The organism is Pseudomonas sichuanensis, assembly GCF_024749065.1.
GTDB classification, from domain to species: Bacteria; Pseudomonadota; Gammaproteobacteria; order Pseudomonadales; family Pseudomonadaceae; genus Aquipseudomonas; species Aquipseudomonas sichuanensis.
Genome location: NZ_CP087185.1, coordinates 1,778,811 through 1,800,131 on the forward strand (window position 1 = coordinate 1,778,811; position 21,321 = coordinate 1,800,131).

General features: G+C 65.2%; 18 protein-coding genes. 14 read left to right on the forward strand and 4 right to left on the reverse strand.

The genetic code is table 11. The features are described from left to right. Positions 1 to 293 precede the first annotated feature (293 nt). Complete coding sequence (locus tag LOY51_RS08300) at positions 294 to 1,334, reverse strand: AraC family transcriptional regulator (RefSeq protein WP_125857923.1); 1,041 nt, start codon at positions 1,332 to 1,334, stop codon at positions 294 to 296. A gap of 4 nt (positions 1,335 to 1,338) precedes the next feature. Then, complete coding sequence (locus LOY51_RS08305) at positions 1,339 to 2,457, reverse strand: nitrilase-related carbon-nitrogen hydrolase (RefSeq protein ID WP_125857924.1); 1,119 nt, start codon at positions 2,455 to 2,457, stop codon at positions 1,339 to 1,341. Positions 2,458 to 2,644: 187 nt separating this feature from the next. Between LOY51_RS08305 and LOY51_RS08310 the strand changes: the two genes are divergently transcribed. Together LOY51_RS08310 and LOY51_RS08315 are read left to right on the forward strand one after the other, a co-directional pair. Next, positions 2,645 to 4,681: an NADPH-dependent 2,4-dienoyl-CoA reductase gene (locus LOY51_RS08310; protein WP_258645654.1), complete on the forward strand. Its 2,037-nt coding sequence runs from the start codon at positions 2,645 to 2,647 to the stop codon at positions 4,679 to 4,681. 97 nt (positions 4,682 to 4,778) lie between these two features. After that, positions 4,779 to 5,672 carry a 1-aminocyclopropane-1-carboxylate deaminase/D-cysteine desulfhydrase gene (locus LOY51_RS08315; RefSeq protein WP_258645656.1) on the forward strand — a complete coding sequence of 298 codons (894 nt, stop codon included), beginning with the start codon at positions 4,779 to 4,781 and terminating at the stop codon, positions 5,670 to 5,672. Here LOY51_RS08315 and LOY51_RS08320 read toward each other — a convergent pair. After that, entirely contained in the window at positions 5,663 to 6,208 is a 546-nt protein-coding gene (locus tag LOY51_RS08320) for a cytochrome b (RefSeq protein ID WP_110995853.1), read from the reverse strand. The two genes, LOY51_RS08315 and LOY51_RS08320, sit on opposite strands and share 10 nt — an antisense overlap. A 176-nt stretch (positions 6,209 to 6,384) precedes the next feature. On the opposite strand from LOY51_RS08320, the gene LOY51_RS08325 reads away from it, so the two are divergent. After that, entirely contained in the window at positions 6,385 to 8,004 is a 1,620-nt protein-coding gene (locus tag LOY51_RS08325) for a WG repeat-containing protein (protein WP_258645657.1), read from the forward strand. Positions 8,005 to 8,063: 59 nt separating this feature from the next. Here the strand turns inward: LOY51_RS08325 and LOY51_RS08330 are convergent, their stop codons facing one another. Further along, positions 8,064 to 9,044, reverse strand: a complete 981-nt coding sequence (locus tag LOY51_RS08330; protein ID WP_258645658.1) for a DUF1853 family protein — start codon at positions 9,042 to 9,044, stop codon at positions 8,064 to 8,066. A gap of 44 nt (positions 9,045 to 9,088) precedes the next feature. Here LOY51_RS08330 and LOY51_RS08335 point away from each other — a divergent pair, with 44 nt between their 5' ends. From LOY51_RS08335 to LOY51_RS08385, 11 genes are all read left to right on the forward strand, one after another. Next, on the forward strand, positions 9,089 to 9,979 hold the full coding sequence (locus LOY51_RS08335; protein WP_110995856.1) for an NAD(+) kinase: 891 nt from the start codon (positions 9,089 to 9,091) through the stop codon (positions 9,977 to 9,979). After that, positions 9,979 to 10,950, forward strand: coding sequence for a metallophosphoesterase (locus tag LOY51_RS08340; protein WP_125463276.1), 972 nt, complete (start codon positions 9,979 to 9,981; stop codon positions 10,948 to 10,950). Before LOY51_RS08335 ends, LOY51_RS08340 begins: the two co-directional genes overlap by 1 nt. Continuing rightward, positions 10,947 to 11,825, forward strand: coding sequence for a rhomboid family intramembrane serine protease (locus LOY51_RS08345; protein WP_258645661.1), 879 nt, complete (start codon positions 10,947 to 10,949; stop codon positions 11,823 to 11,825). Before LOY51_RS08340 ends, LOY51_RS08345 begins: the two co-directional genes overlap by 4 nt. A gap of 13 nt (positions 11,826 to 11,838) precedes the next feature. Then, positions 11,839 to 12,099 (forward strand): YeaC family protein, encoded by a 261-nt coding sequence (locus LOY51_RS08350; protein ID WP_110995859.1) that lies wholly within the window; start codon positions 11,839 to 11,841, stop codon positions 12,097 to 12,099. After that, entirely contained in the window at positions 12,096 to 12,926 is an 831-nt protein-coding gene (locus LOY51_RS08355; protein WP_110995860.1) for a DUF2797 domain-containing protein, read from the forward strand. Before LOY51_RS08350 ends, LOY51_RS08355 begins: the two co-directional genes overlap by 4 nt. 12 nt (positions 12,927 to 12,938) lie before the next feature. Further along, complete coding sequence (gene pepN / locus LOY51_RS08360; protein ID WP_258645663.1) at positions 12,939 to 15,596, forward strand: aminopeptidase N; 2,658 nt, start codon at positions 12,939 to 12,941, stop codon at positions 15,594 to 15,596. A 271-nt stretch (positions 15,597 to 15,867) separates the two neighbouring features. Further along, positions 15,868 to 16,899, forward strand: a complete 1,032-nt coding sequence (locus LOY51_RS08365) for a WD40/YVTN/BNR-like repeat-containing protein (RefSeq protein ID WP_258645665.1) — start codon at positions 15,868 to 15,870, stop codon at positions 16,897 to 16,899. Further along, positions 16,896 to 19,289, forward strand: a complete 2,394-nt coding sequence (locus LOY51_RS08370) for an efflux RND transporter permease subunit (protein WP_125857933.1) — start codon at positions 16,896 to 16,898, stop codon at positions 19,287 to 19,289. The genes LOY51_RS08365 and LOY51_RS08370 overlap by 4 nt, the downstream gene beginning before the upstream one ends. Before the next feature lie 167 nt (positions 19,290 to 19,456). After that, complete coding sequence (locus tag LOY51_RS08375; RefSeq protein ID WP_125857934.1) at positions 19,457 to 19,744, forward strand: DUF5629 family protein; 288 nt, start codon at positions 19,457 to 19,459, stop codon at positions 19,742 to 19,744. After that, on the forward strand, positions 19,710 to 20,840 hold the full coding sequence (locus LOY51_RS08380) for a lactonase family protein (protein WP_190306039.1): 1,131 nt from the start codon (positions 19,710 to 19,712) through the stop codon (positions 20,838 to 20,840). Before LOY51_RS08375 ends, LOY51_RS08380 begins: the two co-directional genes overlap by 35 nt. A 303-nt stretch (positions 20,841 to 21,143) precedes the next feature. After that, positions 21,144 to 21,320, forward strand: coding sequence for a hypothetical protein (locus LOY51_RS08385; protein ID WP_189654529.1), 177 nt, complete (start codon positions 21,144 to 21,146; stop codon positions 21,318 to 21,320). Position 21,321 lies beyond the last annotated feature (1 nt).

The following is a 21,321-nucleotide window of genomic DNA, read 5'->3' on the forward strand; positions in this document are numbered from 1 at the left end:
GCTCTGTCATTCGACCCGCTTAGGGTTTGTACGAAAAGTCGCCGAGCGGCGATCAGGCAAGGCGAAAACAGGCGAGGAAGCGGAGTTTGCTGGTTGCAAATGAGCATTCCGAGCCTGTTTTCAACGCAGCATGATCGTCGCGCAGGCACTTTCCGTACAAACCCTAGGGTGGCGGTGGATCCCATGAACGAAGAACGAGGAAGCAGGCAGATGGACGACTACCAGGAAGAATTGCTCGAATTCCAGGCTTATGAACTGGATGTGCCTGAGCCGGCGGACGACGCCACCGAGCTTTAACCCACCTGCCGCTGATGGCGGCGAAACTCCCCCGGCGTTACGCCCGTCCAGCGCTTGAATGCGCGCTGGAAGGCCTCGGCCGATGCAAACCCCAGCAGATAGGCGATTTCGCCGAAGGCCAGCTCCGTGTCGCGGATGTAGGTCTCGGCCAGGTCGCGGCGTGTATCGTTGAGCAGGTTGCGATAGCGCGTGCCTTCTTCGGCGAGTTTGCGCCGCAGGGTCCAGGTGGGCATCTGCAGGTGCTGCGCCACTTCCTCCAGATCCGGTTCGCGGCCGCCATTGAGCAGCGGCCCCAGCAGGTGGGTGATACGTTCGCCCAGGCTGCGTACCCGGGTGCGCTGGGCCAGTTCCGTTTCGCACAGCTGCAACAGGTGCTGCCAGGTGCTCGGGCAGTGTTGCGGGTTGGCCAGGGCCAGGGTGGCCTGGCCCAGGCGTAACTGGTTGGCTGCGGCGCCAAACTGCACGGTGGTGCTGCACAGGCGCTGGTATTGATCGGCATAAGCCGGCGCTTCGAACTCGATCTCCAGCCGCTCGGCCTGGATCGGCCTGCCGGCCAGGCTGGACAGTTGCGCCAGCCAGCCGCCGAGCAGCGAGTCGACCACGAAGCGGTTGTAGGCGTTGTACGGGCTGATGGAGTAGAAGCGCAGCCAGGCGCCTTGTTGGTCTTCATGAAAGCTCGACTGGCCACGGTAGTTGGCGGCATACAGCGGCTCGAAGCGCAGCAGCGTACGCGCGGCCTCGCCGAGGGTCGGCGCCTGGGCGGCGGTGACGCCGGCCAACCCGGCCTGGGCCAGGTGGCTGAGCTGGCCCATGTGCAAACCCAGGGCAGGCTCAGCGCTCAAGGCGATGGCGGCGTGGCCCAAGTGCATGTAGCGCGGAATCGACAGGCGCGCCCCGGGTTCGGCCAGGCGCCGATTATCCAGCCCATAACGCAGCAGCAGTGGCTGCGGATCGTGGCCGAGCTGGCCGAGCGCTTCGGCCAGGGGCTGGACGAAGCCTACCGACAACTCGCCCAGGCGCACGCGCTGACGGGGCATGGCGTTACAGCCACAGGTTGAGCAGGCGGGCGCCCTGGCTGGCGCTGCCCGCCCACAAGGTGCCGGCCTCGCTGGCAAAGCCCTGGCCGCCACCGCTCTGTTCCCAGAACTGCCCACGCATGAACACGCTCATGCTGGCGGCGCCGTCGCTGGCCGCCTGGGTCAGCCGTTGCCAGGCCTCCTGCTCGCTGACCTCGCCACGCTGCAACGGCAGTTCGGCCGCCGCGGCCTGGTGACGGTTGCCGCGCCAGGGCAGTTGCCAGCGCTGCTTGCCGCTGAGAAACACCGGGTTGGCGATCAGTTGCACCGACTGCCCGGCCAGCAGCCGGTAGTTGTCCGGGTACCAGCTGTCACTGCCGACCAGCACGCCCAGGCGCCCGGCGGGTGTCTGCAGCACCTGCAGCGGCTGCTGGCGGCCATGGTGGATGTAGCGGCGGGTTTCGCTGTCCGGGTAGCGCTGGTATTGCGGTTGCCCCAGCACGCTGCCGTCAGCGGCGAACACCAGGCTGCTGTTGAACAGCGGGCCGCTGCCGGCATGCAGCACGCCGTTCTTCACGTAAGGGGCGGGCAAGACAATCGAACCGGCCACCAGGGTGACCCCGAACTCCCGCGCCAGACCGCCGAACAGCTGCTGGTAATCGGCGGCCATCTGCGCGGCCTTCATGCGCAGGCGCGCATCGCTGCGCCGGTCGTCGCCGCTGGCCGACAACATCGCCAGGCCGTAGCGCAGCGGGTTGCTCAACTCCAGCCATTGCCAGGCCTCGCGGTCGCGGGTGGCCTGGTACAGCTCGTTCTTCTCGCCACGGGCCCACAGCCAGGTGCCGATATGCTCGGGCAGCACCACCACGGTACGGGCATTCACCAGGCCCTGGTCACGGGCCTGCTGCAGGTACGCCGACAGCTTGCGGTGCAGGCGTGCAAGGTTCTGGTAATCGCCTGGGTACAGCAGCGGTTCCACACCCAGGAGGTTGCCGTGCTCGCCCGGCACTCCCTGGTTGAGCGCCAGCTCGATACGCAGGTCGGACAGGTAGTGGCCTTCCGGTCGTTGCAGGGTCCAGAAGCCATAGCCGCAAAGGCCGGCGATGATGACCAGCGCCAGGGCGCCGGCTAGCAGTTTTCGCATGGAGCGGTTCAGCGCAGTGGGGAAAGAGGAGGTTAGGGTAAGCCTGCTGTGCAGCAGGATCAATAAGTTGTCAGTTTCGATCATTGAGCGCATTCAAACGCCTGTTTAATGTCGGTCACAGACAAACGACGGGGCCCGCCTTCGAGGTTCCCGCATTCCGTGATCACGCCACCTGTGGAGCTTATCCATGGCCAACACCCCTTATCCGCACCTGCTGGCCCCACTCGACCTGGGCTTCACCACCTTGCGCAACCGTACGCTGATGGGCTCGATGCACACCGGGCTCGAAGAGCGCCCGGGCGGCTTCGAGCGCATGGCGGCCTACTTCGCCGAGCGTGCCCGCGGTGGTGTCGGCCTGATGGTCACCGGCGGCATCGCTCCCAACGACGAGGGCGGGGTGTATTCCGGTGCGGCCAAGCTGAGCACCGAAGCCGAAGCTGACAAGCACCGGATCGTCACCGAGGCCGTGCATGCAGCCGGTGGCAAGATCTGCCTGCAGATCCTCCACGCCGGGCGCTATGCCTACAGCCCCAAGCAGGTGGCGCCCAGTGCCATCCAGGCGCCGATCAACCCGTTCAAGCCCAAGGAGCTGGACGAGGAGGGCATCGAAAAGCAGATCGCCGACTTCGTCACCTGTGCCAGCCTGGCCCAACGCGCCGGCTACGACGGCGTCGAAATCATGGGTTCGGAAGGCTACTTCATCAACCAGTTCCTGGCGGCCCACACCAACCACCGCACTGACCGCTGGGGCGGCAGCTACAAGAACCGCATGCGCCTGGCGGTGGAGATCGTGCGCCGGGTCCGCGAGGCGGTAGGGCCGAACTTCATCATCATCTTCCGCCTGTCGATGCTCGACCTGGTCGAGGGCGGCAGCAACTGGGAAGAGATCGTGCTGCTGGCCAAGGCCATCGAGCAGGCCGGCGCCACCCTGATCAACACCGGGATCGGCTGGCACGAGGCGCGCATCCCGACCATCGCCACCAAAGTGCCGCGCGCGGCATTCAGCAAGGTCACCGCCAAGCTGCGCGGCGCGGTGAGCATTCCGCTGATCACCACCAACCGCATCAACACCCCTGAGGTGGCCGAGGCCGTGCTGGCCGAAGGCGACGCCGACATGGTGTCGATGGCCCGGCCGTTCCTGGCCGACCCGGACTTCGTCAACAAGGCCGCGCAAGGCCGCGGCGACGAGATCAACACCTGCATCGGCTGCAACCAGGCCTGCCTGGACCACACCTTCGGCGGCAAACTGACCAGTTGCCTGGTCAACCCGCGTGCGTGCCACGAGACCGAACTCAACTACCTGCCAGTGCTCAACGTCAAGCGCATCGCCGTGGTCGGCGCCGGCCCTGCCGGCCTGGCTGCCGCCACCGTGGCTGCCGAGCGTGGCCACCAGGTGACCCTGTTCGATGCCGCCAGCGAAATCGGCGGGCAGTTCAATGTGGCCAAGCGTGTGCCGGGCAAGGAGGAGTTCTTCGAGACCCTGCGCTACTTCCGTAACAAGGTGAAGAGCACCGGCGTCGACCTGCGGCTCGATACGCGCGTCGATGTGGCGGCGCTGGTCGAGGGCGGTTTCGACGAAATCATCCTGGCCACCGGCATCGCACCGCGCACCCCGGCCATCCCCGGCATCGACAACGCCAAGGTACTCAGTTACCTGGACGTGCTGCTGGAGCGCAAGCCGGTGGGCGAGCGGGTGGCGGTGATCGGCGCCGGCGGTATTGGTTTCGATGTGTCCGAGTACCTGGTGCACAAGGGCGTGGCCACCAGCCAGGACCGCGAGGCGTTCTGGAAGGAGTGGGGCATCGACGGCCAGTTGCAGGCCCGTGGCGGCGTGGCCGGTATCAAGGCCGAACCGCATGCCCCGGCGCGCCAGGTGTACCTGCTGCAGCGCAAGAAAACCAAGGTCGGTGACGGCCTGGGCAAGACCACCGGCTGGATCCACCGCACGGGGCTGAAGAACAAGCAGGTGCAGATGCTCAACAGCGTCGAGTACCTGAGCGTGGACGATGCCGGCCTGCATGTGCGCGTCGGTGAAGGCGAGCCGCAGTTGCTGGCGGTGGACAATATCGTCGTCTGCGCAGGGCAAGACCCGCTGCGCGAGTTGCACGAAGGGTTGTTGGCAGCGGGGCAGTCGGTGCACCTGATCGGTGGCGCGGACGTGGCTGCAGAGCTGGATGCCAAGCGTGCGATCAACCAGGGGTCGAGGTTGGCCGCCGAGCTGTGATCCATCGCAATCGCGGGGCAAGCCCGCTCCCACGGGCTAGCGTGGGAGCGGGCTTGCCCCGCGATGCGTTTGTCCGGGCAACTGATAAACTCGCGCCATGCCCGAATTCTCCCTGCCCCAAGCCCCCCTGCAGCGCCTCGATCTGCCCTGGCTCCAGCATGCCGGTCTGGAGGCCGCCGTCCTGCGCCTTGACCTGATCGACCCACTGATCAGCGGCAATAAATGGTTCAAGCTGCGCCACCACCTGCTCGAAGCCCGGCAGGCCGGATCACCGGGCCTGATCAGCCTGGGCGGCAACCACTCCAACCACCTGCATGCCCTGGCCGCTGCCGGCAAGCGCTTCGGCTTCGCCACCGCCGGGCTGCTGCGTGGCCATGAGCAGGACACGCCGACCGTGCGCGACCTTCGGGCGCTGGGCATGCAGTTGCACTGGCTGGGTTACGCAGGTTACCGAGACCGGCACCAGGCGGGTTTCTGGCAGCCCTGGCAGGCCCGTTATCCGGGCTGGCACTGCGTCCCCGAAGGCGGCGGCGGCCCCGCCGGTGCCCAGGGCTGCGCGCTGATCGTCGAGCAGTGCCGGGCACAACTGGCCGCACTGGGTTGGCAGGACTACGACGCCTGGTGGCTGGCCGCCGGTACCGGCACCACCCTGGCGGGGCTGGTGTTGGCGGAGCAGGGCAGGCATGCGGTGCATGGTGCCCTGGCCGTGCCCCTGGATCATGGCGTGCCGCAAACCGTGGCGGCACTGGCTGGGCCGTACGGATACACGCTGCATGAAGCCAGCCGTGGCGGCTTCGCCCGGATCGACGACGAGCTGCTGGCGTTCGTCGCCGATAGCGAACGGCAGGCCGGCTTACCTCTGGAAGCCTTGTACACCGGCAAGGCGCTGCTGGCCCTGCGTGACCAGGTGGCGGCCGGGCGCTTCAAGCCCGGCACCCGCCTGGTGTTCCTGCACAGCGGTGGCCTGCAGGGGCGACGCGGTTACTTGTAGGGCAGCATGCGCAGCAGGGTGTTGTCGCGGCGCACGTAGTGGTGATACAGCCCGGCGAGTGCGTGCAGGCCGATCAGCCAGTAGCCCCAGCTGCCGATGCGTTCATGCCAGCCTTTGATGAACTTGGCCAGGTCCGGGTCCGGCGCGACGATGGCCGGCAGCTCCAGGCCATAGAAGGGGATCGGCTTGTCGGCGGCGCTGAGGATCGCCCAGCCGGCCAGCGGCAGGCCGATCATCATCAGGTACAGCAGCAGGTGCACCAGGTGCGACAACCCGGTCTGCCAGGCCGGTGGCTTGGGCACGATCGCTGGGGTGGGGCGCGACAGGCGCAGGGCCAGGCGCAGCCACACCAGCACGAACACGCTCAGGCCAAGCATGAAGTGCAAATCCTTCATCACATCGCGTTCGGCGCTGCCCTTGGGGAACAGGCCGCGCAGCTCGATGCAGGCGTAGACGGCGGCCAGCAGCACCAGCATCAGCCAGTGCAGGGTGATCGACAGCCGCGAGTAATGGGCTGCGGGGGTGGATGAAACCATGGTGGATCCTCGTCATCAGGTCTGGAAGGGCGCTCTTGATTGGCGCCTGCCCTCAACTTTAATCGCTGGCGTGAAAAACGGCTTGCTTCAGATCTATCAAGTGCAGCCGACATAGCGAACCAGGTGGTGGCCATGGGCCTGCGCCTGTTTTCTATCGCACAAGGATGATGTGTTCAATGAAACCCCTGATTACCGCCCCTCGGGCGGCGCTGTTGGCTTCCCTTTCCCTGCTGCTTGCCGGTTGTGAGCAAGCCCCGGCCGTCAAGACGCCGCCGGTTGCCCAGATGACCATTCCGCTGTGCGTCAACGACCAGTGCGCGGTACTGGATCAAAACGGCGCCTTTCGCGTTGGCCCCGACAACGACTACGACCTGATCTACACCCAGCCCTTCACCAATGCCTTCATCTTCGGCAAAGGCGACTACTGGAACCTGGCCAGTGGCGACGGCAAGCAGGTGCTGCGCGCCGAGCTCACCGATGAGGTCTTCCCCTTGACGCCGGGCCTGTTCGGCTTCGTGCGCGATGGCAAGTCCGGGGTGATGGACGAGCAGGGCAAGGAAGTCCTGCCGGCCGCGTTCGATAGCATTTATGTCGGTGGCGAAAATGACTTCATCGTCGTTGAGCTGGATGAGCGGCGCGGCATCCTTACGCCCAAGGGCGAGAAGGTCAGCGAAGCGGTGTTCGATTCGATGTACGTGCGCGACGATTTCGCCAAACGCGGCAACTGGGTGCTCGCCCAGAAAGGCAGTGAAAACTGGGGCTACAACCTGCAGACCAAGGTGCTGCGCAAGCTTGATTTCGACACCATTACCAGCGCGGCGGATGGTTTCCTGGTGGTCTCCCGCGAAGGGCAAGCCGGTGTCGGCCTGGCCAATGCCGCAGGCGATCTGGTGATCCCGCTCGGTAAATACTGGCTGGGCACTCCGGGCGCTGGCCTGGTGGGTTACCGCGATGGCTACGACAAACCCTGTGGTTATCTCGACTACCAAGGCAAGGTGATCATCGAGGCGCAATACCAGAGCTGCGAAACCTTCGGCAAGACCGGTGCCATGGTGCAGGTGCCACGCACCGAGGAAGATCGTGGCAAGGCCGGCATGATCGGCCACGACGGCAAGTGGCTGATCCAGCCCGAATACGATTCGGTCGGTGACGCAGGCCTCGGCCTGATGGGCATGAGCGGCCATCGCCCGGGTTTCAACCATATCGGCAAGCTGCAGAACGCCTTCCTGGCGACCTACGGCACCATCGACCTGGACCAGGGCAAAGTGCTGGTTCAGCCCACCTACCAGCAGATTGGCGTGATCACCCCCAAGCGCTTTGCCTTCACCGAACTGAAGTCGCCGCGCAAGACCGTGACGTTCCTCGGCATGCCGAGCGAGACCGCCACCGTGGGCCTGATGGACGAGCAGGGCAAGGTGCTGATCAAGCCTGAGCAGTTCGTGATGATCAAGCTGACGGCGGACGGGCACCATCTGGTGGCTTCCGAGGGCAGCACTTCGGACGCTTCGCGGGCGCTGTACGACCTCGACGGCAAGCTGCTGGTGCCGGCCAAATGGCAAGACCTGCAGGTTGACGAAGCAAGGGGTGCAATCTTCGGCTACCGGGTCGAGGGCAATGGCGACGACGCCGTGCGAACCCTGCGTGCCCTGTACCGCCTGGACGGCACCGTGGTGTTCGACACCAACCGTCTGCCGTGCGGTGCGGAGCAGGTAGTGGATGGCAAGGGCAAGGTGCTGTGGCCGCAGGATGCCCAGGCCCATTGCCCGGCGCCTGAGCCTGTGGCCGAGGCCTCCTGATCTTCCCTCGCGCCTGCCGGGCCTCTTCACGGATCAGCCGCTGAAGGGGCCTGGGCTCATCACCCAGGCAGGTGTGGCCAGCTGTCGGCCACCAGGAATACCCGCTCGACCTCTTCCCAGGCCCCGTCTGCCTGCTGCGCCATTCTGGCCAGCAGTTGTGCGGGTGCGTGGGCGTCCAGCCCCGCCAGCCACGCCTGGAATTGCGCTGCACTCAAGCAGTCCCCTGGCGCCAGGCGTGCCGGTGCCAGCCAGGCATGCCGGGGCAGGGGCTGCCAGCGCTGCGCCGGGTCGTTGGCCCAGTCTCGCCGGTGCAGCCAGCCGCCGCGCAGGTGTTCGGGGTTGCTGCCGGTGGGCGGTCGGGCTGCCGGGCCTGCCAAGGGATAGAACAGATAACCGCCGAGCCACAGGTGTGCCTGCACTTTGTCCACGCCCAGCGAGTCGAGCACCTGACGACTGTGCGGGCCACTCGACATGGGCAACTGGTGGTGCGCCAGGTGCGCCAGTTTCTGTCCCAGCCGGTCATGACAGCCAGGCCCAAGCCAATCGGCCGGGTCGCTGCCCTCACCCGTACTGGGCCCCAGGTAAAGCTTGATTGCCAGCTCCAGGTGATGATCGCCTTGGCGGTCGCGCAGCAGGATGTCCAGCTCGCCCAGGGTGTGCCCGCCATCGCGGATCGCCAGGTTGGCCGCCAGCAGCTCGATGCCGGGCGCCTGGCGCAAGGCGAACTGCCACAGCGCTTCGTAGTACAGCCCCAGCCGACGGCTGCTCAGGCGTGCCAGCCCTTCGAGCAACGGCGCCGGGGCCTGGTCGAGTGCGCGCAGCCAGTCGGCCAGGCGCGCCGGGTCGTCGGCCCAGCCGCTGGCGTGGAGCGGGTGGCGCTGTGGCTGCGGGGTGTCTTGCAACAGGGGCGGCGACAGGATCGTCCAGGCCAGGTCGCGCACCGCGGGGTGGCGCAACTGGCGGGGCAGGGGGGCGAGGTCGGCGAAGGGCATCATCCCGCGAGCATAGCCGGTTTGCCGCTGCCCGGTGCTTTCGCCCATAATCCCGGCATAGTCACCCCGCCGCAGAGCCTTGCAGGAGCACCATGGAGCAATTTCGCAATATCGGTATCATCGGACGCCTTGGCAGCTCCCAGGTGCTCGACACCATTCGCCGACTGAAAAAATTCCTCCTCGAGCGCCACCTGCACGTGATCCTCGAGGACACCATCGCCGAAGTACTGCCCGGCCACGGCCTGCAAACCTCCACCCGCAAGCTGCTGGGCGAGGTGTGCGACCTGGTCATCGTGGTCGGTGGCGACGGCAGCCTGCTTGGCGCCGCCCGCGCCCTGGCTCGGCACAACATTCCGGTGCTGGGCATCAACCGCGGCAATCTGGGTTTCCTCACCGATATCCGCCCCGATGAGCTGGAACAGAAAGTCGCCGAAGTGCTCGACGGCCACTACCTGGTAGAGAACCGCTTCCTGCTGCAGGCCGAGGTGCGCCGCCACCACGAGGCCATCGGCCAGGGCGATGCGCTCAACGATGTGGTGCTGCACCCGGGCAAATCGACGCGGATGATCGAGTTCGAAATCTACATCGACGGCCAGTTCGTCTGCAGCCAGAAGGCCGACGGCCTGATCGTCGCCACCCCCACCGGTTCCACGGCCTATGCGCTGTCCGCCGGTGGGCCGATCATGCACCCCAAGCTCGACGCCATCGTCATCGTGCCGATGTACCCGCACACGCTGTCGGGCCGGCCGATCGTGGTGGATGGCAACAGCGAGCTGAAGATCGTGGTGTCCAACGACCTGCAGATCTACCCGCAGGTCTCCTGTGATGGCCAGAACCACTTCACCTGCGCCCCCGGCGACACCATCACGGTGAGCAAGAAGCCGCAGAAGCTGCGCCTGATCCATCCGCTCGACCACAACTACTACGAGGTCTGCCGCACCAAGCTTGGCTGGGGCAGCCGCCTGGGGGGCAGGGACGACTGATGCTCGATCCGGCGCGCAGTTTCGACATCATCGGTGACGTGCACGGTTGTGCGCTCACCCTCGAGCGCCTGCTCGACGCCCTCGGTTACAAACGCATCGGTGGTGTATGGCGGCACCCACGGCGCCAGGCGCTGTTCCTCGGCGATATCGTCGACCGGGGCCCGCGCATTCGCGAAGCGCTGCACATCGTCCACGACATGGTCGAGGCCGGCCAGGCCTTCTGCATCATGGGCAACCACGAATACAACGCCCTGGGCTGGGTCACGCCGGCGCTGCCGGGCAGTGGCAAGGCCTACGTGCGCGAACACACGCCACGGCATGCCCGGCTGATCGACGAAACCCTCACCCAGTTCGCCCAGCACCCCGGCGACTGGCACGACTTCATCCAGTGGTTCTACGAGCTGCCGCTGTTCGTCGACGCCGGGCGTTTCCGCCTGGTGCACGCCTGCTGGGACCCGCAGTTGATCGAACCGCTGCGTAAGCAGTACCCCAACGGCTGCATCGACGAGCACTTCGTGCAGGCCTCGGCAGTGTCCGGCAGCTTCGCCGCTACCGTGTGCAATCGCCTGCTGCGCGGCACCGACATGCGCCTGCCGGACGGCCTGACGCTGACCGGCGGCGATGGCCTGACCCGCGCCTTCTTCCGCACCAAGTTCTGGGAAGAAGACCCGCAGACCTACGGCGATATCGTCTTCCAGCCCGACGCGTTGCCCGACGAGGTGGCGCGTGCGCCGCTCAGCCATCACCAGAAGAACGCCCTGTTGCGCTACACCGAGGACGAACCGCTGCTGTTCGTTGGCCACTACTGGCGCAGCGGCCGCCCGGCGCCGATCCGCGGCAACCTAGCCTGTCTGGACTACAGTGCCGTGCTGTACGGCAAGCTGGCCGCCTACCGGCTGGATGACGAAACCCGCATCGACCCGCACAAGTTCGTCTGGGTCGACGTCGAACGCCCACAGGCCAATCAATGAACGTGATCGAAGTGCTGCGCCTGCCGCTGGCGGTCGACCTCAGCGGTTTCGTCGCCCTGCTGCGGCGCCTGCAGGTGCCGCACCGGGTGGTCGAGGAGGGCGGGGAGCAGGTGCTGTGGGTGCCGCCGGCAATTGCCGAGGATGTTCGCGAGCTGTACACGCGCTACCCCGACGGCAATGCCGATCTGCAAGCCATCCCGGAGCAAGCGCAAGGCAGCTTGCCTGCGCCTGTGCCCTCCTTGAAAGAACAGGCCATCGCCTGCAAGGTCACCGCCAGCGTGCTGTTCCTGAGCCTGGTGGTCGCCGGCCTGACCGGTCTGGGCGACAACCTGACCACCATCGCCTGGTTCACCTTCCTGCCGTTCCAGGTGCAGGGCGAGTACCTGTATTTCACCCCGCTGCTGCAGGCGCTCGGCGAAGGCCAGTGGTGGCGCCTGGTGTCGCCCATGCTGCTGCACTTCGGCGTGCTGCACCTGGCGATGAACGGGATGTGGTACTGGGAGCTGGGCAAGCGCATCGAGCTGCGCCAGGGACCGTGGATGCTGCTGTCACTGACCCTGCTGTTCAGCCTGGTGTCCAACCTGGCCCAGCACTTCACCAGCGGGCCGAGCCTGTTTGGCGGCTTGTCCGGCGTGCTGTACGGCTTGCTCGGGCATGTCTGGCTGTACCAGAAGCTGGCGCCCAATCCGCAGTTCAGCCTGCCCCGGGGCGTGCTGGCGATGATGCTGATCTGGCTGCTGGTGTGCCTGAGCGGTGTGGTGGGGCAGCTCGGCTTCGGCCAGATCGCCAACGCCGCCCATGTCGGCGGGTTGCTCATCGGTTGCCTGACGGGGCTCTTGGGTGGATGGCTCGCCCGGCGTAAACTGTCCGCCTGACTGAGGAGACACCATGTCCACGTTCGCGCAAATGATCGAAAACATCACCCCCGAGATCTACGAAAGCCTGAAAACGGCCGTCGAAATCGGCAAATGGTCCGATGGCCGCAAGCTCACCGCCGAGCAGAAAGAACTGTCGCTGCAGGCCGTGATCGCCTGGGAAATCCAGAACCTGCCCGAAGACCAGCGCACCGGCTACATGGGCCCGCAAGAGTGCGCATCGAAGTCCGCGCCGATCGCCAACATCCTGTTCAAGTCGGACTCGGTACATTGATCGAACTCGCTCGTGGCTCTTTGAGCAAGATGGCGGTGCGTCTGGAAGCACCGGTCGTTCAATACAGTTTCCGCCTGGACGACACCCAGGTGCCGGTGAACCCGCTGATCGGCCAGTCGATCCGCCTGGAGTACCTCGGCGCCATCCACTGCACCCACTGCGGCAAGCGCACCAAGACCAGCTTCAGCCAGGGTTACTGCTACCCGTGCATGACCAAGCTGGCCCAGTGCGACGTGTGCATCATGGCCCCGGAACGCTGCCACTACGATGCCGGCACCTGCCGTGAGCCGTCGTGGGGCGAGCAGTTCTGCATGACCGACCACGTGGTGTACCTGGCCAACTCGTCGGGCATCAAGGTCGGCATCACCCGTGCCACCCAACTGCCCACCCGCTGGCTCGACCAGGGCGCCAGCCAGGCGCTGCCGATCATGCGCGTGGCCACCCGGCAACAGTCCGGGCTGGTCGAAGACATCCTGCGCAGCCAGGTGCCGGACCGCACCAACTGGCGTGCATTGCTCAAGGGCGATGCCGAGGTGCTCGATCTGGTGGCCATCCGCGAACAGATTTTCGACGCCTGCGCCGACGGTATCCGTGGGTTGCAGGAGCGCTTTGGCCTGCAGGCCATCCAGCCGCTGCCCGACGCCGAGGTGGTGCAGATGCGCTACCCGGTCGAGGCTTACCCGAAAAAGATCGTCAGCTTCAACCTCGACAAGGACCCGGTCGTGGAAGGCACGCTGCTGGGCATCAAGGGCCAGTACCTGATCTTCGACACCGGCGTGATCAACATTCGCAAGTACACGGCCTATCAACTGGCCGTGCTCCAGTAAAGGATCGTCACCATGCGTACCGAACAACCGCAAGTGATCTACCTCAAGGACTATCAGGCCCCCGAGTACCTGATCGACGAGACGCACCTGACCTTCGAGCTGTTCGAGGACCACACGCTGGTGCACGCGCAACTGGTCATGCATCGCAACCCCGCGCGTGGCGCGGGCTTGCCGCCACTGGTGCTCGACGGCCAGCAGCTGGAGTTGCTGAGCGCATCGCTGGATGACCAGGAACTGCAAGCGGGCGACTATCAACTCGACGACAGCAGCCTGACCCTGCAGCCGAAAACCGAGCGCTTCACCCTCGACACCAGCGTGAAGATCCACCCGGAAAGCAACACTGCGCTGGAAGGCCTGTACAAGTCCGGCAAGATGTTCTGCACCCAGTGCGAGGCCGAGGGCTTCCGCAAGATCACCTACTACCTCGACCGCCCGGACGTGATGAGCGTGTTCACCACTACCGTGATCGCGGAGCAGCATCGCTACCCGGTGCTGCTGTCCAACGGCAACCCGATCGGCAGCGGGCCGGCCGAAGACGGCCGCCACTGGGCCACCTGGGAAGACCCGTTCAAGAAACCGGCTTACCTGTTCGCCCTGGTGGCGGGTGACCTGTGGTGTGTCGAGAGTGAGTTCACCCGTCAGTCCGGCCGTGACGTGACCCTGCGTATCTATGTCGAGGAAGAGAACCTCGACAAGTGCGACCACGCCATGGTCAGCCTGAAGAAGTCCATGCGCTGGGACGAAGAGGTCTACGGCCGTGAATACGACCTGGACATCTTCATGATCGTCGCGGTCAACGACTTCAACATGGGCGCCATGGAAAACAAGGGCCTGAACATCTTCAACTCCAGCTGTGTGCTGGCCCGTGCCGAGACCGCCACCGACGCTGCCCACCAGCGCGTCGAAGGCGTGGTCGCCCACGAGTACTTCCACAACTGGTCGGGCAACCGCGTGACCTGCCGCGACTGGTTCCAGCTGTCGCTCAAGGAAGGCTTCACGGTGTACCGCGATGCCGAGTTCAGCGCCGACATGAACTCGCGCACGGTCAAGCGCATCGAGGACGTCGCCTACCTGCGCACCCATCAGTTCGCCGAAGACGCCGGCCCCATGGCCCACCCGATCCGCCCGGACAGCTTCATCGAGATCTCCAACTTCTACACCCTGACGGTGTACGAGAAGGGCGCCGAGGTGGTCGGCATGGTCCACACCCTGCTGGGGGCCGAGGGCTTCCGCAAAGGCAGCGACCTGTATTTCGAGCGCCATGACGGCCAGGCGGTGACCACCGACGACTTCATCAAGGCCATGGAAGACGCCAACGGCGTCGACCTGAGCCAGTTCAAGCGTTGGTACAGCCAGGCCGGCACCCCGCGCCTGGAAGTCAGCGAGGCTTACGATGCCGCTGCGCAGCGCTACAGCCTGACCTTCCGCCAGAGCTGCCCGCCGACCCCGGACAAGGTCGAGAAGTTGCCGTTCGTGATCCCGGTGGCACTGGGCCTGCTGGACGCCGAAGGCAATGACCTGCCGCTGCGCCTGGCCGGCGAAAGCGCCGCCAACGGCACCAGCCGCGTGCTGTCGGTGACCGAAGCCGAGCAGACCTTCACCTTCGAAGGTATCGCCAGCAAGCCGCTGCCCTCGTTGCTGCGCGGCTTCAGCGCCCCGGTCAAGCTGAGCTTCCCCTACGACCGCGACCAGCTGATGTTCCTCATGCAGCACGACAGCGACGGCTTCAACCGCTGGGAAGCGGGGCAGCAGTTGTCGGTGCAGGTGCTGCAGGAACTGATCGGCCAGCACCAGCGTGGCGAAGCGCTCACGCTTGATCAGCGCCTGATCACCGCACTGGGTACCGTGGTTGGCAATGAGTCGCTGGACCCTGCCATGGTCGCCGAGATGCTCTCGCTGCCGGGCGAGGCCTACCTCACCGAGATCAGCCAGGTGGCCGATGTGGACGCCATCCATGCGGCCCGCGAGTTTGCCCGCCAGCAGATCGCCGCGCAGTTGTTCGACGCCCTGTGGGGCCGTTACCAGGCCAACCGCGAAGTGTCGCGCAAGACCCCTTACGTCGCCTCTGCCGAGCACTTCGCGCGCCGCAGCCTGCAGAACATTGCGCTGTCGTACCTGATGTTGAGCGGCAAGCCGCAGGTTGTGGAAGCGACCCTGGAGCAGTTCGATCAGTGCGACAACATGACCGAGCGCCTCACCGCCCTGGCGGTGCTGGTCAACTCGCCGTTCGAGGCTGAGCGGGCCAAGGCCCTGGAAACCTTCGCCGAGCACTTCAAGGACAATCCGCTGGTCATGGATCAGTGGTTCAGCGTGCAGGCGGCAAGTGCCTTGCCGGGCGGGCTGGCGCGGGTCAAGGCACTGATGCAGCACCCGGCCTTCACCTTGAAGAACCCGAACAAGGTGCGGGCACTGGTCGGTGCTTTCGCCGGGCAGAACCTGGTCAACTTCCATGCCGCTGACGGTTCGGGGTATCGCTTCCTGGCGGACCTGGTGATCGAGCTCAATGCACTGAACCCGCAGATCGCTTCGCGCCAATTGGCGCCGCTGACCCGCTGGCGCAAGTATGACGATAAACGTCAGGCGCTGATGAAGGGTGAGCTGGAGCGGATTCTGGCTTCGGGCGCGCTGTCCAGTGATGTGTATGAGGTGGTGAGCAAGAGCCTGGCGTAAGCCTGGAGAAGTTGGGGCTGCTGCGCAGCCCTTCGCGGGTAAACCCGCTCCCACAGGGTTTCATGCAATCCCTGTGGGAGCGGGTTTACCCGCGAAGGGCCGCGCAGCGGCCCCAAATGTTTTTGTGGTTAACAAAACATAACGTCCCGCTCGTTGTTTTCTGTCGGATTACCCCGATAGGATGGCCCGAAGCTATTCCAGGGCTCTGGAACAGGGTTTCTCAGCACCTGGCAATAGATTGACCCAGCACAAGAACACAAAAGGGGCAGTCATGAGAGAGCGGATCACGGCACGGGGCCGGCACGGCGCCTGGCCATTGGCAGCCAGCGCGATGCTGGCGCTGGCACTGGCGGCATGGGCGGGCAGCGTCGATGCGGCGGTGGCCGCCGAGGAATACTCGGTGGAGTCGGCCAAGGCCAGCCAGAGCCTGTTGATCGGTGCCACCCACGCAGGCAAGCGCCTGGTGGTGGTCGGCGACCGCGGCCATATCCTGTTCTCCGACGACCAGGGCAAGACCTGGACTCAGGCCCGGGTACCCACCCGGCAACTGCTCACCGCCGTGTTCTTCCTCGATGACAAGCGCGGCTGGGCCGTTGGCCATGACGCGCAGATCCTCGCCAGCAGCGACGGCGGCGCGACCTGGAGCAAGCAGTTCGAAGACCGCTCCCGCGAAGCCCCGCTGCTCGATGTGCGCATGCTCGACCCGCAACAGGGTTATGCCGTCGGTGCCTATGGCACGGTGCTCGAAACCCTCGACGGTGGCCAGCACTGGCAAGACGTCGGCGAGCGCCTGGACAACCCCGATCAATTGCACCTCAACGCCATCACCTTGGTGAAGGACGCCGGCCTGTTCATCGTCGGCGAACAAGGCAGCATGTTCCGTTCCAGCGACAACGGCCAGAGCTGGTCGAAAGTCGAAAGCCCCTACGAGGGCTCGTTGTTCGGCGTGATCGGTACCGCCCAGCCCAACACCCTGCTGGCTTACGGCCTGCGCGGCAACCTGTTCCGCTCCACCGATTTCGGTGACAGCTGGCAGCCGATCGAGCTTCGGGCCGAACGTGGCCCGCTCGAATTCAGCCTGGCAAGCGCTACGCTTCTCGAGGACGGCAGCGTGGTACTGGTCGGTAACAGCGGCAGCGTGCTGCGCAGCCATGACGACGGGCAGAGCTTCAGCGTGCGCAACCGCGCCGACCGCGTCGCCCTGGCCGGGGTCAGCGGCCTTGCCGGCGGCGGCCTGCTGCTGGTAGGGCAGGGCGGTGTGCACCTGGCATCGGCCGACGGCACCCAGGAGGTGCGCCCATGACCAGCCGGGAGAGCTTCGACATGCAGCACAAGGACAAGGCCACCCTGCTGGAACGCCTGATCTTCAACAACCGCCCCATGGTCATCGCCATCTGCGTGCTGGTGAGCCTGTTCCTGTTCTGGCAGGCCACGCAGATCCGCCCGTCCACCAGTTTCGAAAAGATGATCCCGCTGCAGCACCCCTTCATCGAGCAGATGATGGAGCACCGCAACGACCTGGCCAACCTCGGCAACACCGTGCGCATCTCGGTCGAGGCGGTCAACGGTGACATATTCGACAAGGACTACATGGAAACGCTGCGGCAGATCCATGACGAGGTGTTCTACATCCCCGGCGTCGACCGCGCCGGCCTCAAGTCGTTGTGGAGCCCCAGCGTGCGCTGGAGCGAAGTCACCGAAGAGGGCTTCTCCGGCGGCGAGGTGATCCCCAACACCTACAACGGCTCGCAGGGCAGCCTCGACACCCTGCGCGACAACGTGCTCAAGTCCGGCCAGGTCGGGCGCCTGGTGGCTAACAACTTCAAGTCCAGCATCGTCGACATTCCGCTGCTGGAGAGCTTCCCCGACCCCCAGGACCCAGGCAAGCAGGTCAAGCTCGACTACCAGCAGTTCTCCCATCAGCTGGAAGAAAAGATCCGCGACAAGTTCCAGGCGCAAAACCCCAACGTCAAGATCCACATCGTCGGCTTCGCCAAGAAGGTCGGTGACCTGATCGACGGGCTGGTGATGGTGGCGATGTTCTTCGGCATCGCGCTGGTGATCACCTGGGCGCTGCTGTACTGGTTCACCTGGTGCATCCGCAGCACCATCGCCGTGCTGATCACCACCCTGGTGGCGGTGGTCTGGCAGTTGGGGCTGATGCATGCGGTGGGCTTCGGGCTCGATCCGTATTCGATGCTCGTGCCGTTCCTGATCTTCGCCATCGGCATCTCCCACGGGGTGCAGAAGATCAACGGCATCGCCTTGCAGTCCAGTGACGCCGACAATGCCCTGACCGCAGCCCGGCGTACCTTCCGCCAGTTGTTCCTGCCGGGGATGATCGCCATCCTGGCCGACGCCGTGGGCTTCATCACCTTGCTGATCATCGATATCGGGGTGATTCGCGAGCTGGCCATCGGTGCCTCGATCGGCGTGGCGGTGATCGTCTTCACCAACCTGATCCTGCTGCCCGTGGCCATCAGCTATGTCGGCATCAGCCAGAAGGCCATTGCCCGCAGCAAGAAGGACGCTACCCGCGAGCACCCGTTCTGGCGCCTGCTGGCCAACTTCGCCAGCCCCAAGGTGGCGCCGGTGTCCATCGTGCTGGCACTGCTGGCCTTCGCCGGCGGCCTCTGGTACAGCCAGAACCTGAAGATCGGCGACCTCGACCAGGGTGCCCCGGAGCTGCGCCCCGACTCGCGCTACAACCAGGACAACCGTTTCATCATCAGCAACTACTCGACCAGCTCCGACGTGCTGGTGATCATGGTCAAGACCCCGGCCGAGAGCTGCTCGATCCACTCGACCATGGCGCCCATCGACGAGTTGATGTGGACCATGGACAACACCCCGGGCGTGCAATCGACCATCTCCCTGGTGACCGTGTCCAAACAGGTCATCAAGGGCATGAACGAGGGCAGCCTGAAGTGGGAGACGCTGTCGCGCAACCCGGGCATCCTCAACAACTCCATCGCCCGTGCCGACGGCCTGTACAACGGCGACTGCTCGCTGGCACCGGTGCTGGTGTTCCTCAACGATCACAAGGCCGAAACCCTGGAACGGGTCACCGCCGCGGCCAAGGCCTTCGCCGACAGCCACAACAAGGACGGCCTGCAGTTCCTCCTGGCGGCGGGTAACGCCGGTATCGAGGCAGCGACCAATGAAGTGATCAAGTCGGCCGAGCTGACCATCCTGATCCTGGTCTACCTGTGCGTGGCGGTGATGTGCATGATCACCTTCCGCTCCTTTGCCGCCACCCTGTGCATCGTGCTGCCGCTGGTGCTCACCTCGGTGCTGGGCAACGCGCTGATGGCGTTCATGGGCATTGGCGTGAAGGTCGCAACGCTGCCGGTGGTGGCGCTGGGTGTGGGCATTGGCGTGGACTACGGCATCTACATCTACAGCCGTCTGGAGAGCTTCCTGCGCGCAGGCCTGCCACTGCAGGAGGCCTACTACCAGACGCTGCGCTCCACCGGCAAGGCGGTGCTGTTCACTGGCCTGTGCCTGGCCATCGGCGTGTGCACCTGGATCTTCTCGGCCATCAAGTTCCAGGCCGACATGGGCCTGATGCTGACCTTCATGCTGCTGTGGAACATGTTTGGCGCACTGTGGCTGCTGCCGGCGCTGGCGCGGTTCCTGATCAAACCGGAGAAGCTGGCGGGCAAGGAGGGCGGGTCGATCTTCGCCCACTGATCCTCAGCAAGGGGCCGCTCTGCGGCCCGATCGCCGGCAAGCCGGCTCCCACAGGTATTGCGCTGGCCTTGAAGATGGCGCGATCTCTGTGGGAGCCGGCTTGCCGGCGATTGGGCTGCAGCGCAGCCCCATGGCTATAATGGCCGCCCAATTTCCCGGATGTCCCCATGACCCTCGCCACCACCCTCGCAGCCTGCGACATGCTGCTGATCGACGGCCTGCATGCCTTCGACTTCACCTTCGACGAAACCGGCCTTGTGATCGAGTGCATGGACGGTCGCCAGCTGCGCCGCTGGACCTTCACCCCCGAGCAAGTCGCCGCCGCCACTGGCGCGGGCGACGACTGGCGGCTGGCCTCTGCCGAGGGTGAGCATCGTCTAGTCTGTATGAGTGCTTTCAGAGCCCCGGATGAAGAAGACGATGAATCGGACGTGGACCAGCCTGCTGACCGCTAGCCTCATGACCCTTGCAATCAATGCCCACGCCGCCACCTTGCTGGTGGGCAGCTACACCGATGGCCCCAGCCAGGGCATCTACCGCTACGGTTTTGACGAGCGCAACGGCCACATCGATGCCAAGCCCCAGCAAGTGGTCAAGGCGGTCAGCCCGTCATGGCTGGTGCTGTCCGCCGACCAGCGCCTGCTGTTCGCGGTCAACGAGACTGCCCAAGGCCATGCCAGCAGCTTTTCGCTGAGCAGCAAGGGCGAGATCAAACCGCTGAACCAGGTACCCAGCCAGGGCGACGAGCCGACCCACGCCAGCCTCAGCCACGACCAGCGCTACCTGTTTGTTGCCAACTACGCCGTCGCCCCCGACCCCGGCGGCAGCCTGGTGGTGATCCCGGTGGCGAAGGACGGCAAGCTCAAAGCGGTGGTGCAACAGGCACGGCATGCGCCGAGCAAGGTCAACCCCGAGCGCCAGGCCGGTGCCCATGTGCATTCGCTGGTGCTGTCGCCCGATGGTCGCCACCTGTACGCCTGCGACCTGGGCGCGGACAAGGTGTTCATCTACCGCTACGACGGCGCCAGCCCCGAACACCCGCTGAGCCCGGCGATCCCGCCAGCGGTCGACCTGCCGCCGGGCAGCGGGCCGCGGCATCTGCTGTTCGACGCCAAGGGCAAGCACGCCTACCTGACCCTGGAAATGAGCGCCGAAGTGGTGGTTTTCGATGCCCAGGATGGCGCGCTCACCGAGCGCCAGCGCTTGCCGCTGACCGACCTCAAGGACCCCGCCGCCAAAGCCGCCGGCGGGCTGCACCTGTCGGCGGATGGCCGTTTCCTTTACGTCAGCAACCGTGGCACGGCCAATGAGATCGTGGTGTATGCGGTGGGCAAGGACGACGGCCAGCTGACCCTGCTGCAGCGCCGTTCGGTGGAGGGCGATCATCCCCGGGAATTCACCCTCGACCCCAGTGGCGACTTCCTGCTGGTAGCCAACCAGAAGAGCAACCAGATCGTGGTCATGCACCGCGATCCGCGCAAGGGCACCCTGGGCCAGACCGTACAGAAGTTCGACCAGCCGGCGCCGTCGGACCTCAAGTTCCTCGAGTGATAAGTCTTGCTTGTGGGGGCAACTGTCTTGCTCGCCATTCAAACAGCTGCGCGATTCCTGTGGGAGCGGGTTTGCCCGCGAACACGGGCAAAGCCCATGCCAGGCACCTAGGTTCATCTTCGCGGGTAAATCGCAGCGGCGAACCGCCGCTCCCACAGGCAGAGTGCAGGGCGAGGCAATTATCGATTGCCGTGATATTTGCTACTGCCGCAATGAATTTCAGACAGCGGCTGCATCGGCGTAAGTTTTGACCCAAGGCCCCGACGGGCCAACGTCAAACCACCGAAGTCGAGGTCCGCCCACATGAACTTCAATCTTTTCTCGCTCATCGCCGCTTCCGCCATCTCCGCCTCGGTCGTGCTGCCAGCACACGCGCAGGCCGAACACAGCGGCAAGCCATCCACTACCCACAGCTACACCGACAAATACCTGCAACAGAGTGCGCATTTCCACGCCGCCCTGAGCAAGCACTCCAATTGAG